The 13,920-nt window shown below is 64.8% G+C and carries 14 protein-coding genes and 1 tRNA gene; 10 read left to right on the top strand and 5 right to left on the bottom strand.

Features of this window, described 5'->3' with window-relative positions; all coding sequences use genetic code 11:
* Window positions 1-17: 17 nt before the first annotated feature.
* Window positions 18-1,346, top strand: a complete 1,329-nt coding sequence (locus CXY74_RS07690; protein WP_104199896.1) for a M1 family metallopeptidase — start codon at window positions 18-20, stop codon at window positions 1,344-1,346.
* On the opposite strand, the gene CXY74_RS07685 is transcribed toward CXY74_RS07690, so the two are convergent.
* Window positions 1,343-1,948, bottom strand: a complete 606-nt coding sequence (locus CXY74_RS07685; protein ID WP_158252332.1) for a 4'-phosphopantetheinyl transferase superfamily protein — start codon at window positions 1,946-1,948, stop codon at window positions 1,343-1,345. The two genes, CXY74_RS07690 and CXY74_RS07685, sit on opposite strands and share 4 nt — an antisense overlap.
* A 62-nt stretch (window positions 1,949-2,010) precedes the next feature.
* On the opposite strand from CXY74_RS07685, the gene CXY74_RS07680 reads away from it, so the two are divergent.
* The 3 genes from CXY74_RS07680 (at window position 2,011) to CXY74_RS07670 (ending at window position 7,098) form a co-directional block, all read left to right on the top strand.
* Window positions 2,011-3,027, top strand: coding sequence for a magnesium and cobalt transport protein CorA (locus tag CXY74_RS07680; RefSeq protein WP_104199894.1), 1,017 nt, complete (start codon window positions 2,011-2,013; stop codon window positions 3,025-3,027).
* A 79-nt stretch (window positions 3,028-3,106) separates the two neighbouring features.
* Window positions 3,107-6,883 carry an AAA family ATPase gene (locus tag CXY74_RS07675; RefSeq protein ID WP_233193280.1) on the top strand — a complete coding sequence of 1,259 codons (3,777 nt, stop codon included), beginning with the start codon at window positions 3,107-3,109 and terminating at the stop codon, window positions 6,881-6,883.
* Window positions 6,880-7,098, top strand: a complete 219-nt coding sequence (locus tag CXY74_RS07670) for a hypothetical protein (protein WP_104199893.1) — start codon at window positions 6,880-6,882, stop codon at window positions 7,096-7,098. Before CXY74_RS07675 ends, CXY74_RS07670 begins: the two co-directional genes overlap by 4 nt.
* 3 nt (window positions 7,099-7,101) lie before the next feature.
* On the opposite strand, the gene mscL is transcribed toward CXY74_RS07670, so the two are convergent.
* The 3 genes from mscL to CXY74_RS07655 form a co-directional block, all read right to left on the bottom strand.
* Window positions 7,102-7,578 (bottom strand): large conductance mechanosensitive channel protein MscL, encoded by a 477-nt coding sequence (mscL, locus tag CXY74_RS07665; protein ID WP_233193279.1) that lies wholly within the window; start codon window positions 7,576-7,578, stop codon window positions 7,102-7,104.
* Between the two features lie 4 nt (window positions 7,579-7,582).
* A complete protein-coding gene (locus tag CXY74_RS07660; RefSeq protein WP_104199892.1) occupies window positions 7,583-7,945 on the bottom strand; it encodes an FmdB family zinc ribbon protein in 363 nt (120 codons plus the stop codon).
* A gap of 106 nt (window positions 7,946-8,051) precedes the next feature.
* Complete coding sequence (locus tag CXY74_RS07655) at window positions 8,052-8,630, bottom strand: 5-formyltetrahydrofolate cyclo-ligase (protein ID WP_104199891.1); 579 nt, start codon at window positions 8,628-8,630, stop codon at window positions 8,052-8,054.
* 34 nt (window positions 8,631-8,664) lie between these two features.
* Here CXY74_RS07655 and galU point away from each other — a divergent pair, with 34 nt between their 5' ends.
* The 4 genes from galU to CXY74_RS07635 all read left to right on the top strand — a co-directional run bounded on the left by galU (window position 8,665) and on the right by CXY74_RS07635 (window position 11,456).
* Complete coding sequence (gene galU, locus CXY74_RS07650) at window positions 8,665-9,558, top strand: UTP--glucose-1-phosphate uridylyltransferase GalU (RefSeq protein ID WP_104199890.1); 894 nt, start codon at window positions 8,665-8,667, stop codon at window positions 9,556-9,558.
* Between the two features lie 50 nt (window positions 9,559-9,608).
* Window positions 9,609-10,268, top strand: coding sequence for a GNAT family N-acetyltransferase (locus CXY74_RS07645; RefSeq protein WP_104196484.1), 660 nt, complete (start codon window positions 9,609-9,611; stop codon window positions 10,266-10,268).
* Between the two features lie 105 nt (window positions 10,269-10,373).
* Window positions 10,374-11,315 (top strand): hypothetical protein, encoded by a 942-nt coding sequence (locus CXY74_RS07640; RefSeq protein WP_104199889.1) that lies wholly within the window; start codon window positions 10,374-10,376, stop codon window positions 11,313-11,315.
* A 65-nt stretch (window positions 11,316-11,380) separates the two neighbouring features.
* Window positions 11,381-11,456, top strand: a tRNA-Ala gene (locus tag CXY74_RS07635).
* Between the two features lie 57 nt (window positions 11,457-11,513).
* On the opposite strand, the gene CXY74_RS07630 is transcribed toward CXY74_RS07635, so the two are convergent.
* On the bottom strand, window positions 11,514-12,371 hold the full coding sequence (locus tag CXY74_RS07630) for an IclR family transcriptional regulator (RefSeq protein WP_233193278.1): 858 nt from the start codon (window positions 12,369-12,371) through the stop codon (window positions 11,514-11,516).
* A gap of 150 nt (window positions 12,372-12,521) precedes the next feature.
* Here CXY74_RS07630 and CXY74_RS07625 point away from each other — a divergent pair, with 150 nt between their 5' ends.
* Both CXY74_RS07625 and CXY74_RS07620 read left to right on the top strand, forming a co-directional pair.
* Window positions 12,522-13,238: a CoA transferase subunit A gene (locus CXY74_RS07625; protein WP_104199887.1), complete on the top strand. Its 717-nt coding sequence runs from the start codon at window positions 12,522-12,524 to the stop codon at window positions 13,236-13,238.
* A 14-nt stretch (window positions 13,239-13,252) separates the two neighbouring features.
* Complete coding sequence (locus CXY74_RS07620; RefSeq protein ID WP_104196488.1) at window positions 13,253-13,900, top strand: CoA transferase subunit B; 648 nt, start codon at window positions 13,253-13,255, stop codon at window positions 13,898-13,900.
* Window positions 13,901-13,920: the final 20 nt, after the last annotated feature.

The raw sequence follows: 13,920 nt of genomic DNA, 5'->3' as shown, positions 1-13,920 counted from the left end.
CAAGGAATAGTAAGACGATGGCTCAGACTGTGCGCACGACCTACGGCTCGATTAGTGCTGGCGACCCCTATATTCCCACCGGCGGCAATGGCGGCTACACGGCGGAACATTACGACCTGAATCTCTCCTATCGGGTAGCCACCAACCATTTGAACGCGACCGCAATCATCACCGCACGCGCCCTCATGCCCCTCGACCGGTTCAGCCTCGACTTCGCGGGGCTGAGCATCGAAAAAATTCTGGTGAACGGTGCGCGGCCGACCAAGGTGACGCACTCTTCACGCAAACTCGTCATCAGTCTCGCCACGACGATCGCGGCCGGGGCCGTGTTTGAGGTGGTGGTGCGCTATCGCGGGGCACCGCATCCGGTACGGAGCGCCTGGGGCGACGTGGGCTGGGAAGAACTCGACGACGGCGTGCTCGTCTCCGGACAGCCCTGTGGTGCCGCGTCCTGGTTTCCGTGCAACGACCATCCGAGCGACAAGGCCACCTATCGCATCGAGATCGCCTGCGAATCGGCTTACACGGTGGTGTCGAACGGGGTGCTATCGAGCCGGTCGAGCCGCTCCGGCCGTACCAGCTGGACCTTCGATGTGCGAGAGCCGATGGCGACCTATCTGGCCACGGTGCTGATCGGCCGCTACCGCCGCCGCGACCTGGCCGACGCTCCCGTCGCGCACAGCCTGTACTTTCCCGCCCGACTCGCGACCCGTGTCGAAACCGACTTCGCCCGCCTCACCGAAATGATCGCATTCTTCGCCGACCGGTTCGGGTCATATCCGTTCGCGTCTTACTCTGTCGTCGTGACCGAGGACGAGTTGGAGATTCCTCTGGAGGCCCACGGCCTGGCCATATTCGGCAGCAACCATGTTGACGGCAACCATGGCAGCGACCGGCTGATCGCCCACGAGCTGGCGCACCAGTGGTACGGCAACAGCCTGACCGTGGCCCGCTGGCAGGACATCTGGTTGCAGGAGGGTTTCGCGTGCTACGCGGAATGGCTCTGGGAGGAGCAGCGCGGTGGCCGCACGGCCGACGCCCTCGCTGTGCTGCACCGCGGCCGGGTTGCGGCGCTGCCCCGCGACATCGTCGTCGGCGACCCCGGCGCGCACGCCATGTTCGATGACCGTGTCTACAAACGAGGCGCACTCGCCCTGCACGCCATTCGCAAATCTCTCGGTGACGAGGCCTTCTTCGCGGCACTGCGCGCCTACACGGCGGCTCGGCGATACGGGCAGGTCTCGACCGAGGATTTCGTAGATTTCTTCTCCGAACACACCGGCAGTCGGGCGATCGGCGGCTTCGTCGCCCGGTGGGTGCAGCAGAGCGCGCTGCCGAGCCTCTAACGCACCGATACTCGTGGGGCCGCCCCGCCAAGCACGGCGAGCGTGCCGATCAGGCCGGGGCCAGCGTCGAAGTTCGCCACGTGCACCCGGGCCAGGTCGAGGGTGGCCGTGGGCCAGTCCAGCAAAACGGATGCTCCCGCGCCAGTCCACCCCACCGTCACGTGCCGCGGGTCCACCGTCAGCCCCTCACCCGACAACTTGAGCAGTGCCTCCTTCGTCGTCCAGAGGCCCGCGCGCGCGCGATTGCGGTCGGAGAAAGGTATCTCGAACAGCGCTGCGCGCTCGAGCGCGTTGAAGGCCACGTCGTCGAACCCGGCGCGCGCGACGGCGCTGATGCTCTCGAGGTCGACACCGATCGGCCCCACCACCGATACGGCCACAACCACTGTGTCGCCGGCGCGGCTCAGACTCACGTGCACCCCGTCGGGCGCGAGTACGCGTGGGCGGCCATGCGCTCCGCCGCAGCGCTCGCAGCGCTGCTGAACGGTGACCGGGCCCGAGTTCGGGCAGACCCGGGCAACGGCGGCGGCGAGCCGTGCACGGTCGGTCTGGGGGAGCAGCGCGCGCGGAGCCAGAAAAAGGGAGACATCCGGTTGCGGCACCCTCAAACGTTACCGGGCGGTGAAGGCGAATGACACACTAGAAGATCGAACAAGGAGAGCCGATGGCGCTGGTTGATAACGCGGTGTACGTGGATGGGCACCGGGTGTCCACCCCGCACACGCTCGACGAGACCTTTGAAGTTATGAAGCAGAACAAGGGTTTCGCCTGGATCGGCCTGTACCGGCCGAGCGAGCTGGAAGTGCGTGCCGTCGCCACCGAGTTCAGCCTGCACCATCTAGCCGTGGAGGATGCACTCGCCGGCCATCAGCGATCGAAGATCGAACGGTACGGCGACATTCTGTTCGTGGTGCTGCGCCCGGCACGCTACATGGACGACGAGGAGCGCGTCGAATTCGGTGAGTTGCACGTTTTCGTCGGTCCGGATTTCGTGGTCACCATTCGCCACGCCGAATCGCCCGACCTCGCGCAGGTGCGCGAACGCATGGAAAGCACCCCGCACCTGCTCGGCCTCGGCCCGGAGGCCGTGCTCTATGCCATCCTCGACCAGGTCGTAGACGAGTACGGGCCGGTCGTGGCCGGGCTCGAGAACGATATCGACGAGATCGAAGACCAGTTGTTCGACGGCGACCCCGAGGTGTCCCGTCGCATCTACGCCCTGTCTCGGGAGGTGATCGAGTTTCAGCGGGCCACCCAGCCGCTTGTCGGCATGTTCGAGTCGATGCAGCGTGGATTCGACAAATACAACGTCGACCTCGAACTGCACCGGCACCTGCGCGACGTACTCGACCACACCCTGCGCGTCGTGGAACGCGGTGACGCGTATCGGCAATTGTTGCAGAACGCCCTCACCGTGCACAGCACTCTGGTCGGGCAACGCCAGAACGACGAAATGCGCCACCTGTCCGAGACCAGCCTGGCCCAGAGCGAAGAGGTCAAGAAAATCTCGAGCTGGGCGGCCATCCTGTTCGCACCGACACTGGTGGGAACGATCTACGGCATGAACTTCGACCACATGCCCGAGCTGCACTGGGCACTGGGCTACCCCTTCGCCCTCGCCTTGATGCTCGCGATGGGCGTCACCCTGTACACGGTCTTCAAACGTCGGGACTGGCTGTGAGTGCCACGATTGCGTCTAAAACGCGCGAAACCCCGGCCGCCTCAGGGCAAACCGGTGTTTTCGCAATTAGGGTAGGCCTGTGTGGCACCTCGATAGAAAACAAGACGACGACGACGTGCTTTCCAAGTACCTGGGCGCCGTCCCTGTCGACCCAAAAAACGTGACCAGTCCACACAACCTCAGTCTGGGCGACCCGGCCTTCACGGCCGGGAATATTGCTGAGCCGGTCTGGCAGCGTTGGCGCGACGAACTTGCCGCGCTCGGCGGTCGTTCACCGCTGCTGCACTTCACCGACGAGGCTCGCACCCGCATCGAACTGAGCGCCACGCACCCTGGCGGCCTGCCGCAGTTCATCATCGGCAAGACCACCCTGTTGTCCAACCTCATTCGCGACGAGTTGGCGCTGCGCAACGCCCGTTTGGCCGCGAACGAGATCACGCAGAAGGGCATCGAACTGCGCTCCATGCGCGGCCTCGAATCGGTCAACCTCGCCATCGGCCTCGCCGAGTGGCGTTACCAAGACGTCGACTACAGTGCCCCGGTGCTGCTGCGTCCCCTCGCCATTCGCCGGTATGGACGCGACTACGAGCTCAAGCTCAAGGGTCAGCCCTTTCTCAACCCTGAGCTTGCCCGAGCCTTGAAGGACCAGTTTCAGATCGTGCTCGACGCCGACGCTTTCGTGGCGCTCGCCGTCACCAATGGTGCGTTCAAGCCGCAGCCGGTCATTGATCGGCTACGCGGGCTCACCTCGCACCTGCCCTGGTTCAACGTCGTACCGCGCCTCGTTGTGTCGAGCTTCGCCGATGTCGGCCGGGCGCTCGCCGCCGATGCCTCATCGCTCGACCACCCTTTGCTCGACGCCGTTGCCGGTAACTTGACGGCTCGGCGCAACATCGAGACCGCGTATAACCCGGTCGTCCCGATCGGCCAGGACGCCCGTCCGCCCGCCACAGACACGCTGCTCGGTGACGCCGACTCCGAGCAGGAGAACGTCGTCGCGCAGATCGCGGCCGGCAACTCCCTCGTTGTGAAAACGCTGCCCGGCACCGGCGGCACCCAAACCATCGTCAACGCGATCGGCTCGCTCGTGGCCCAGCACAAGCGGGTACTCGTGGTGAGCGCCCGCCGCTCCAGCCTCGATGGTATCCACGGCCGCCTCGTGCAAGTGGGACTGCCCGGCATTGCCGTGACCTCGCGCACCCTGCGCCGTGACCTGATCGCGTCGATCACAAGAAACGAGAAAGCGGCCCAGCCGCGGGTCGGCGACGTCGATGACGCCCTTGTGCGCTTGCGCAAGGTGCTGCTCGACTACCGTTCGGCGCTCACTCGTCGCGACTCCGCTCTCGGTGTCTCTGTGCTCGACGCGCTGGGCGAACTGGCCCGGCTCGCCCAGCTGCCCGAGCCGCCGTCGACCACTGCTCGCCTCGACCGGCACGCCCTCGAGCTTCTCGCTCACTCGCGGGCGGCCGCCGCGAACACCCTGATCAAGGCCGCTGTTCTCGGCGAATTTCGGTACGGACCAGGCGACTCGCCCTGGTACGGGGCCTCGTTCACCTCCACGGCAGATGCCTCCAACTCGCACCAGCTCGCCAAACGCATCAACCAGATCGAACTGCCGCGGCTGCTTGAACGCGCCAACGGCCTGATCGGTCAGACCCGGTTGCGCCCGTTCGAGACGATCAATGAACTCGGTATCTACCTGCGTCTGCTGCTGGATATTCGCGAAACCCTCGACAAATTTCAACCTGGCGTCTACGACCGGTCTCTCACCGAGTTGATCGCCGCCACGTCGTCGCGGCGCGAGTCGTCTGAGATGAGTTCGGCCAGTCGGCGTAGGCTGCGAAAACTCGCCGAGGAATACCAGCGCCCCGGCGTGCGGGTGACCGACATGAACGAGAGCCTGCGGCGCATCCAGGGCCAGCGCACGCTCTGGCAGCGCTACGCGGCCGCTGGCGTCACTCCGGAGGTGCCGGTGGGCATCAACGACGTGCACGTTGCCTTTCAGCGAGTGTGGGAAGACCTCGGTCTGCTCGACATTCCGCTCGGCACCAGCGGCACGCCCCGAGCCCTTGCCGGGCGTCAGCTGAATGAGCTCGTATCGATGATCTCCGGCCTCGCCGCTGAGAGCGAGGTGCTCGCGAACCTGCACGAGCGCACAGCGCTGCTGGCGACGTTGCGCGAGCACAACCTCGACCCGCTGATGACCGACCTGTCCCAGCGCCACGTGTCGGAAGAGAACGTCGCCGTCGAGCTCGAGCTGGCCTGGTGGCAGTCCGTGCTCGAGATCATGCTCGCGAGCGACCGGGCACTGCTGGGCGCCAACACCCAGGTACTGGACCGCCTCGAGGCCGATTTCAAACTCGTCGACGAAGCGCACGCATCCGCAACCGGCAAGCTGCTGGCCTGGCTGCTCGCCGAAACCTGGAAGATCGGCGTCGTCGACTTTCCCGAGGAAGCGGACCAGCTGCGACGCCTGCTGCGCGCCGACCGTGCCACCCCAGCCCGGCTCAATGAGGTCGCACCGCACCTCGGTCGAGTGCTCGCCCCGGTCTGGCTGGCCTCACCCTACGAGATCGCCGGAATCAGCGACCAGATCACGTTCGATACCGTGCTGCTGGTCGACGCCGGAGCCACGACCCTGGCCGAGAACGTCGGTGCGATTCGCCGCGGCCGACAGATCGTGGCGTTCGGCGATCCGGTCACCCAGACGCCGTCAGCCTTCGAAACCGGCATTGCCGGCTCGGGGGAGACCGCCGCGCCCGACGCATCGGTGGACGCCCTACACGCCGACTCTGCCCTGGCCCGCCTCGGCGAACTGCTGCCAACTCTCACCCTCACCCGCAGCTACCGGGCTGGCGGTGAGGACCTCGCCGAGCTCGTCAACCACCGCTTCTACGGCGGACGCATCGACTCCCTGCCCTGGGCCGGAAGTTATCTCGGCCACGGAAGCCTCACCATCAACTATGTGGCCGGCGGCCGCGGCATGCCCGACGCCGACAGCGGCGCCATCGAGAGCGTCGACGCGGAGGTCGTGAAGGTCGTCGACCTCGTACTCGACCACGCCTCAAAGCGTCCGCGCGAATCGCTCATGGTGATCACCGCGAGCACCCGGCATGCCGTGCGCGTGCAGCAGGCCGTGCTCGCGGCGTTTGCCAAGCGCACCGACCTCTCTGATTTCATTCTCAAAGACCGCAGCGAACCATTCACCGTACTCACCCTCGAGCAGGCCGTGGCACAGAGCCGCGACCGGGTCATCTTCTCGATCGGCTACGGCCGCACCCCGCACGGTCGCCTGCTGTCGAACTTCGGTTCCCTCGGTGAACCCGGTGGAGAACGCCTGCTCGCGATCGGCATGACCCGTGCACGTCGGGCGCTGGACATCGTCTCCTGCTTTCGCCCCGTCGACATCGACGAAGACCGCCAGCGTCACGGTATCCTCGCCCTGTCTCAGGTTCTCAGCGAGACCGAAGCACGTCGTGACGAGGTGCGGGTTCCCGACGCGAGCGAAGCCATGCTGGTCGATCTCGGCAAGCGCCTCGAAAAGCTCGGTCTCAGTGTGCGCCTCGGCCACCGCGGCAAGCTTGCCCTGGCTGCTTCTTACGGAACCCGCGCGATCGTGGTCGAAACGGATGCCGTCGTCAATCGTGCAAGCCTGCGCGAGTCGTTGCGGCTGCGCCCTGAGGTGCTGCGCCGGCTCGGCTGGCACTACCTGCGCGTGCACAGCTTCGAACTGTTCAGCAACCCCGACGCCGTTGCGGCACGCGTGGCCGCAATCGCCGGTGTTCCGCTAGCGGATGCCCGGTCCTTTTCGACCGGCGACGCTTCCACCATCACCCCGAAACGTCCGGGCGCGTGAGTGGTTCGGAGGATAAGCCGCTCCTCGGATCGGCCCGCCAGCCAATCGTGAAGGCTGGCGGCACGGCTCGGCGCGCCAAGCTGCTGCCAGCACCGGATACCGACCCAAACCCGCACCCGCCGGTGCTCCGCGAAGATGGGGGCGTGGCGCACACCGGAAGCGCGCCCAGCGCGAACGAGGCGCAGTTGCGGCAGGATCGCCCACCGCACTGGTAGCTGCTAGTGCTTGGGACCCTGGTCGGCTGCAGCGTTCTTGGCCAGCAGGTCGCGGATCTCCGTGAGCAGATCGAGTTCGGTCGTGGGATCCACGACGACGGCGGAGGGCACGCCCGCAGCGCGACGACGGTCTTGAGCCTCCTTGAGCTTGTTCAGCGGCAGCACGATCACGAAGTAGACGACCGCGGCGATCAGCAGAAAGTTGATGAGCGCGCCGATGACGGCACCGAACAGGATCTTGTCGCCACCGGGAAGGGTCAGGGGGAGGGCCTGAGCGAGCGATTCGGCCTCGAAGATCGAGGCGATGAGCGGGTTGAAGATATTGACGACGATGGCGGTGACGAGCGCGGTGAACGCCGTGCCGATGACGACGGCCACGGCGAGATCGATGACGTTGCCACGCATGATGAATTCTTTGAAACCGCTGATCACGGGGTGCTCCAAACGGATGACTCGGGTGACCGTCTTTGCCAGCGCCATCTACCTAAGACGCCTTCGCGGTCGGAACGGAGGATGATGACGACGGCGACGAGCTGTCTTTCTTCGCCGGCGTGCTGTCGGACTTCTTTTCGGATTTGCTCTCAGCAGGCTTGCTCGACGTCGAGTCGGTCTTGTCGGCAGACTTTTCGTTCGGCTTGCGGTCGAGATTCGGGTTGGACTGCTTCGAATCCGACTTGGAGTCGTTGCTGTAGAAACCGGAGCCGCTGAAGGTCACGCCGATCGAAGAGAACACCTTGCGCAGCTTTCCCTGGCAGGTCGGGCACACCGTGAGCGAGTGGTCGGTGAAGGCCTGCTGGATATCGAAAGCGGTGTCGCACGCGGTGCAACGGTAAGAGTAGGTAGGCACTGCATCTCCAGCTGGTTGGGCCAGCAGGCAAACGCCTGCCAAGACTAAGGTTATGCGCGCCTAGGGCCCCGCAGGTTCAGAACCGGGGTCACGGGCGGTGAAACGATTAGAAAGCGATGATTCGGGTCGGCGTTATGAGGCCGTTCACAGGCTGGTCGTGCACCTCGCGGGGAACTTCGTCGAGGTATTCGCTGTCGAAGACCATGGCGTACACCGGCGGGCATTTCTCCATGGAGCCGAGGGTCTTGTCGAAGTAGCCGCGGCCCCAGCCCATGCGCAATCCCGATTCGTCCACGGCTGCCGCTGGAACAATAATAAGGTCGACGTCATTGATGGCGATTGGCCCGAGCAGGGTTCCCACGGCCTCCGGTACGCCGGAAATTCCGCTGAATTCCTCGTCGCCGTCGCCGACGGTCCAATCGAGCAGGCCGTCTTCGCGCGAAATCGGAAACAGAATACGGATGCCCTCTGCCGTGGCCCAGTTGAGAAAAGGTCGGGTATCGGGTTCGTTGTGGGCTGACAGGTAGCAGGAGATCGACCGCGCGGACAGGTCGAGAACGAGGCTTTGCAGATTTTCAGTGAAACCGGCCGTGGCGAAGTCGCGCTCCGAGGATGTCAGGTTCTGACGGCGTTCGCGTAATTCCGCTCTGAGCGCACGCTTTCGATGAGCTATGTCGGAGTACATATAAGGCATCCTACTTGCCACTAACCTAGTGCCCATGGGTACCCCGATAACTAAAGCCGTCATTCCCGCAGCTGGACTGGGAACACGTTTCCTGCCAGCGACCAAGGCCATGCCGAAAGAGATGCTGCCCGTCGTGGATAAACCGGCTATTCAATACGTCGTCGAAGAAGCTGTTGCGGCTGGGCTCAGCGACGTGTTGATGGTTACCGGGCGCAACAAGAACGCCCTGGAGAACCATTTCGATCGCATGACCGAGCTCGAAGCGCTGCTGGAACGCAAGGGGGACCGGACCCGGCTGGCCAAGGTGCGTGAATCCAACGAGCTCGCCGACATCCACTATGTGCGGCAGGGCGACCCGCGCGGACTCGGCCACGCCGTGCTGCGATCGCGCATGCACGTGGGAAACGAGCCGTTCGCGGTGCTGCTCGGTGACGACATCATCGACTCCCGCGACCCGCTGCTGACCCGCATGCTCGAAGAACAGGTCAAGCGTGGCTCCAGCATCGTTGCCCTGCTCGAGGTCGACCCCGCGCAGATTCATATGTATGGAGCAGCTGCGGTCGAAGCGACCGATGACCCCGACGTTGTGCGTATCACCGGCCTCGTCGAGAAGCCCAGCCCCGAAGACGCCCCCTCCAACCTCGCCATCATCGGCCGTTACGTGTTGCGCCCCGAAGTTTTCGATATTCTGGAACACACGGCGCCCGGCAAGGGCAACGAGATCCAGCTGACCGATGCCCTGCAGGAGATGGCCGTCAACCCGGAGTCCACCGGCGGCGTGTACGGCCTCATCTTTCGGGGGCGTCGTTACGACACCGGCGACCGGCTCGACTACATCAAGGCCATCGTGCAGCTCGCCGTCGATCGTGAAGATCTCGGTGCCGACCTCAAGCCCTGGCTGCGCGAATTCGTCGCCACACTCGACTAAGGATCTTCCCCGCTCCACCCGGCTTCCAACCCACGACAGACAGGCAAACCGTGCCGATCGCAATCCCGACCCTCCGCGAGGGGGCAGTCACTCTGCGTCCCATCCGATTGCGCGATTCGCGCGCTCTCGAGGGCGAACTGCTGGCGAACCGCTCGTGGTTGCGCAAGTGGGAGGCCACCAACCCTTACGCGCCGATGTCTTTCGACACGCGCGCGAGCATCCGCAGCCTGTTGACGCATTCGCGGTCGGGCAACGGCCTGCCGTTCATCGTGGAACAAAACGGTGAACTGGCCGGTCAGCTCAACGTGTCGTCGATCACCTGGGGATCGCTGTCGTCGGCCACGATCGGCTACTGGGTGAGTGAAAAGTTTGCCGGCCAGTCGGTCACCCCCACGGCCGTGGCGCTCGCGACCGACTACTGCTTCTACGAGCTCGGCCTCCATCGAATAGAAATTTGTATCCGTCCCGAGAATAAGGCCAGCCTGCGCGTCGTCGAAAAGCTCGGCTTTCGGTATGAGGGCCTGCGCCGACGGTATATCCACATCAACGGTGATTGGCGCGACCATTTCTGCTTCGGCCTGATCGCCGAGGAACTCAGCCAGGGCGTCATGCGCCGCTGGCAGGATGGCTTGGTACCAGAGGCTGCCGCGAGCGTCACCGCGGCAGATTTGGAGTCGGCCGCGCATCCGGTAACCGTCATCACCCGATGACGGTTACGAACCACCCTGTTCGGGGGCGGAATCAGTATATTAACTTAGGTGACACACCGAGAGTAATCCTCGCCGGATGTACCCGCGCCTCTTACCGTTGTCAACATGAGTAGTGAGGCATTGGGTGGCGGGGTCATGGTGGCGGTGGCCGCTGTGCTCTGGGTTGCCTACTTGATGCCCACCTGGTCACGCCGCAAGCAGTTTCAGGCAACCGAACGAAACGCGGTGCGATTGCAGCAGACACTGCGCATTCTGGCCGAAACCGCCGAGGTTCCGCAGCAAGTGCGGCTTGAAGCGAACGCCCGCACGGTCGCCGAGCAGCAACGGGTTCTGGCGAGGGCCGAGCAATCGAAGCGGGCTGAAGCGCAGGCGAAAGCGGATGCCGCCAGCGATGTTCGCCGCGTGGCCGCCGCTGTGGCCGTCGCGGCCGCGCCGCGCCTCCCGGAGTCGCCGATGAAGAAACTTCGGCGTCTTCGTCTCTTTCGTGGCGTGGTCTCGCTCATTCTGCTGACCGGTTTCGTGCTGGCGGTGTCGGGGATCGTTCCCGCTCTGGCCGGTTCGTTCTCCGCGCTGGTTGGCGGCGGCGTCGTCATGGTCGCCGCGTTCGGCATTCTCGAAAGACTGGCCACGGTCGCACGCTCGGCGCGCATCGTTCGCGTCGAAGCCCCGGTGGCGCGGTCCGTGCCGATCCGGCACACCTTTGAGCCCGTGCAACTGGAAGAGTCTCCGGTCGCCGCTGCCACGTGGACGCCGCAACCCGTGCCGCGAGCGCTGCACCTCTCGCGCGGCTCCATCGCGCAGACGGCGATGGCATCCGTTGAAGCGGCCAACCAGCTGCGCCGGGCAGCCGCTGAAGCGGAGGTTGCCCGTCGTGCCGCCGCGCTCGCGGAGGAGACCAACCGGGTGGTCACGCCGATCGCGCGGCCCGTCGTCGCGGCGACTGCTGCTGCGGTGCCCAGCCGATTCGCGTCGATGGGTATTGTCGGCGAGACGACCCCAGGCATGACCGACCTCGACGCCGTGCTGCGTCGCCGTCGCGCGGTCTAACTGACGCCTCGCGCTCGAAGCGGCAAAACTGTCGGCCAGCCCGTGATATTCTTCAAAGGCAGTTTGGGGCTATGGCGCAGTTGGTAGCGCGTCTCGTTCGCAATGAGAAGGTCAGGAGTTCGAATCTCCTTAGCTCCACCACACTGTGGCAAAAGTCCCGGCCTCGGCCGGGACTTTTCTCATTTCCCGCCCAGGCCGCTAGGCGATGGGTGGGCGTTGCAAGGTCTGGGTGATGCGGCTGGCCTCGTCGAGGAGCAGCTGGCCGAGGATCCTCTGCCGTTCGGGCTTGAACCGTGGCTCGATTCCGGTGAGTGAGAGCGCCCAGCCGGGGCGGCCGCTGCGGTCGAAGATCGCGGCGCCCATGCCCCAGCTTCCCTCCAGAATGAGTCCCGGATTCACCGCGTAGCCGGTTTCCCGGGTTCGTTCGAGATTGGCCCGGATGCTGGCAGGGGAGTGCTGATCGCCCCAGCGAGCCGAGAAATCCGTGGTGTCGGCGAGGAGGGTATCTACTTCAGCCGCGGGTAGGTAGGCCAGAATGGCCAGTCCAGCGGATGCGATCCCCAGCGGAAAACGCACCCCCTCGTGCAGCACGAAGGAGCGGATGGGAAAGCTGCCCTCTTCACGGAGCAGACACACGGTTTCGGCACCGCGCCGGATCGAGAGGAACGCGCTCTCCCCGGTCTCCTCGGCCAGGCGCACCAGGCTTGGCCGGGCAAGCTCTTCGATCGGGTAGCGGGCGGCAGCAACGGTTCCCATGACGAAGACCTCGGGGCCGTAGTGCCAGGTGTGCCGCACGGCATCGTGGTCGAGCAGGCCCTCGGCGGCGAGCGACGTGAGCAGCCGGTGCACGGTAGGCCGGGTCAGGCCGGAGTCGCGCACGATCTCGGCCAGGGGAGTGCCGGCCGAGTTGCGCCCGATCAGGCGCAACAGCAGGGCTATGCGGGTGACGACCTGAGCGCCCTGCACGGGCTGTGCCAGCGGTAGTGGTGGGCCACCGCGTGCCGTCTGCGTCTCACGTGTGGGTGGCTGAGCGACCATATCGATGCCTCTGTCCATGATGTGGATGATTCGCAGCCTACTGTTCACGGGGTGAAGTCGCAAGATGATACTGATTGACAGGGTCTGTCGGCTCTGAATACCATGACGTATAGAGGTGCTGTCCACGGCGTGGACAGCACGCTCGACACCGCTCAAGGAGGAGACAGTATGTCCAAGGTTCAGGCCAGCGCATGCGAGGCGCTGCACGACGTTCTGCGCGATGGGATGGTTCTCGCGGTCGGCGGTTTCGGGCTCAGCGGAATCCCGGCCGATCTCATCGACGCGGTGCGGGCATCCGGTGTGAAAGATCTCACGGTCGTGTCGAACAATATGGGCGTCGACGGCAAGGGCCTGGGCGTGTTGCTCGAGGCCGGGCAGGTACGCAAGGTCATCGCCTCGTATGTGGGCGAGAACAAGCTGTTCGCCGAACAGTTTCTGGCCGGCGTGCTCGAGGTTGAATTCAGCCCCCAGGGCACCCTCGCCGAGCGGTTGCGGGCCGGGGGCGCTGGTATCCCCGCGTTCTATACCAAAACGGGCGTCGGCACGCTGATCGCCGAGGGTAAACCGCTCGCCGACTTCGATGGTGAAACCTACCTCCAGGAACGCGGCATCGTCGCCGACGTGGCACTGGTCAAGGCCTGGCGCGCCGACACTCTCGGCAATCTCGAGTATCGGTTCACCGCCCGCAACTTCAACCCCGTAGTGGCCACCGCCGGTATCGTGACCATCGCTGAGGCCGAGGTGATCGTTGAGCCCGGTGACATCGATCCGAACCACGTCATCACCCCCGGTGTCTACGTGCAGCGCCTCTTCCAGGCCTCAGCCCGGGTCAAAGACATCGAACAGCGCACCGTACGCAGCCGCCCTGTGCTGGCCAGCTTGTAGTTGAGGAGAAAACCATGGCTTGGACCAGAGATGAAATGGCCGCGATCGCGGCGCAGGAACTCAGTGACGGCGACTACGTGAACCTCGGCATCGGCATCCCGACGCTCGTGGCCAACAATCTGCCTGAGGGCATTCACGTGACGCTGCAGAGCGAGAACGGGCTGCTGGGCATGGGACCGTTCCCGTGGGAGGGCGAGGAAGACGCCGACCTTATCAACGCCGGCAAACAGACCGTCACGATGCTGCCGGGGGCGGCGATCTTTGACTCAGCGACCTCGTTCGGCATGATCCGCGGCGGTCACGTGAAGGTCGCCATCCTCGGCGCCATGCAGGTTTCGGGGCTTGGCGACCTCGCCAACTGGACCATTCCTGGTAAAATGGTCAAGGGAATGGGCGGCGCGATGGACCTCGTGGCGGGCAGTCCGCGCGTCGTGGTGCTCACCGAACACGTCGCGAAAGATGGGACGCCGAAAATCGTCACCGAGTGCACCCTGCCACTGACCGGCGTGCGTGTTGTCGATCGCATCATCAGCGACACGGCCGTCTTCGACGTGACGCCGACCGGATTGGTGCTGCGCCAACGCGCCCCTGGCGTGAGCCTGCAGGACATCGAAGACACCACCGAGGCCGCATTCACGGTCGGGGAAACTGCTTTGGTCTAGTCGTCAGCAATCACTGAAAG

Source organism: Cryobacterium sp. Y29, from assembly GCF_002929825.1.
GTDB lineage: Bacteria > Actinomycetota > Actinomycetes > Actinomycetales > Microbacteriaceae > Cryobacterium.
Note: the sequence above shows the minus strand (reverse complement) of the source record. Positions and strands in the feature narration are given on the sequence as shown.

Excerpts from the sequence above, each read along its gene's own strand:
- CXY74_RS07690 (WP_104199896.1), top strand. The coding sequence starts at position 18 with ATGGCTCAGACTGTGCGCACGACCTACGGCTCGATTAGTGCTGGCGAC.
- CXY74_RS07680 (WP_104199894.1), top strand. The coding sequence starts at position 2,011 with ATGGCGCTGGTTGATAACGCGGTGTACGTGGATGGGCACCGGGTGTCC.
- mscL (WP_233193279.1), bottom strand. The coding sequence starts at position 7,578 with ATGGCGCTGGCAAAGACGGTCACCCGAGTCATCCGTTTGGAGCACCCC.
- CXY74_RS07655 (WP_104199891.1), bottom strand. The coding sequence starts at position 8,630 with ATGTACTCCGACATAGCTCATCGAAAGCGTGCGCTCAGAGCGGAATTA.
- galU (WP_104199890.1), top strand. The coding sequence starts at position 8,665 with ATGGGTACCCCGATAACTAAAGCCGTCATTCCCGCAGCTGGACTGGGA.
- CXY74_RS07640 (WP_104199889.1), top strand. The coding sequence starts at position 10,374 with ATGAGTAGTGAGGCATTGGGTGGCGGGGTCATGGTGGCGGTGGCCGCT.
- CXY74_RS07630 (WP_233193278.1), bottom strand. The coding sequence starts at position 12,371 with ATGGACAGAGGCATCGATATGGTCGCTCAGCCACCCACACGTGAGACG.
- CXY74_RS07625 (WP_104199887.1), top strand. The coding sequence starts at position 12,522 with ATGTCCAAGGTTCAGGCCAGCGCATGCGAGGCGCTGCACGACGTTCTG.
- CXY74_RS07620 (WP_104196488.1), top strand. The coding sequence starts at position 13,253 with ATGGCTTGGACCAGAGATGAAATGGCCGCGATCGCGGCGCAGGAACTC.